This window comes from Pseudomonas sp. P5_B2 (genome assembly GCF_056400445.1).
Genome location: NZ_JBFULH010000945.1, coordinates 1 through 1,265, shown reverse-complemented (window position 1 = coordinate 1,265; position 1,265 = coordinate 1). Strand labels below are relative to the sequence as shown.

2 protein-coding genes are annotated in these 1,265 nt (G+C 54.0%); one reads left to right on the top strand and one right to left on the bottom strand.

The genetic code is table 11. The features are described 5' to 3' along the window. Nucleotides 1-22 precede the first annotated feature (22 nt). Nucleotides 23-862 (bottom strand): alpha/beta fold hydrolase, encoded by an 840-nt coding sequence (locus AC1DRJ_RS28210; protein WP_477805032.1) that lies wholly within the window; start codon nucleotides 860-862, stop codon nucleotides 23-25. Nucleotides 863-969: 107 nt separating this feature from the next. On the opposite strand from AC1DRJ_RS28210, the gene AC1DRJ_RS28205 reads away from it, so the two are divergent. Then, the coding region (locus AC1DRJ_RS28205) for a GntR family transcriptional regulator (protein ID WP_477805031.1) at nucleotides 970-1,265 on the top strand (296 nt) is incomplete at its 3' end.

Here is a 1,265-nt window from a genome sequence, read left to right as displayed (position 1 = left end):
GGATGGGGCGACCGCAGTGGTTTTACCCGTGGAGCTGCAACAGAAAATCCTGCACGTAGGGTACGACCGATATTCCGGCGTGAGCGGTATTAGGAACAATGTCTTGTTGAACCCGAATATCGTGGGCTTCAAGGTTGCGAGCCAATGTAGCGTTGCGCTCCACCCTTGTGCGCCCAGCGTCGTTGATGCCTTCCATGTACTGCACAGAACCGGGTTCGTAGTGAATTTCCCACGTTTCCAGGTCTGCGGCGCCCACCAACAGTTGAACATCCACCTCACGCAGTGCATCGAGATTCAAACGCTTGCCGAAAATCGTCTCGATTCCACCAGTGCCCACCCACCAATCACGGCCCTCATCGATCAAGGTTACCGAGCCCGGAGCACCAATAGAAACGGAACGTAGACGTTCGGGGTGCAGGTAGTAGAATCGGTTGGCGAAGTGCCCGCCACCCGAATAACCAAACAATGAAAACTTCTCGAACGAAGTGCTCAATGCCTCGGCGACTTCATCGACTATTGCCAGCAGTACTTCGTCATAACGGATGTCCCCTTCCTTAAGGTATTTGAACCCATGCGGGTTGCCATCACCCAGTGGGCCTACTGGAAACAGTGGCGCGAGAATGATGTAGCGATTGAAGCGCCCAAACTCGGCGAACGCATCCCGATACTCGACCATCGTACGCCCGGTGCCATGGACTGCCACCAGCAAACGGTGCCCCTCAGGTGCCTGATCGAAGGTTTGCGGAACATACAGGCAATAGACAAAACGCGGATCCTTGCGGCACGAAAAGATGGTCGTGCTACCTCGGTAGTACATCTGACGATGCCGCGCTTCGGGGGTGTCTTGAGGGTTGCTCAACATTGTGAAACCTCGTTGCTAATTGTGCCATTATTGATAACTACAACGGGTAAGGGTCATGCACGATCAACGACTCACCTACCCACGTCCACGTTTTGCGGAAGTTACCTTTGAACAAAAAAACTACTGATCGCAGCCATTTGGTGCTGCTGATTTCAAATGACATAAACGCCGGTGTTCTTCCGACCGGCAGCTGGCTCAAGCAGATCGATCTGGAACAACGCTACGGCTGCACACGACTGGACATTCGCCGTGCGCTGGACCAACTGACGCTCAAAAACATGGTCGAACACATCCCTAATCGGGGTTATTACGTCCACACGCCAGACCTGAGCCTGGTGGCCGATACCCGTGAAGTCCGCATCGCACTCGAATGTGCAGCGGTCGATCAAATGGTCATCACCGA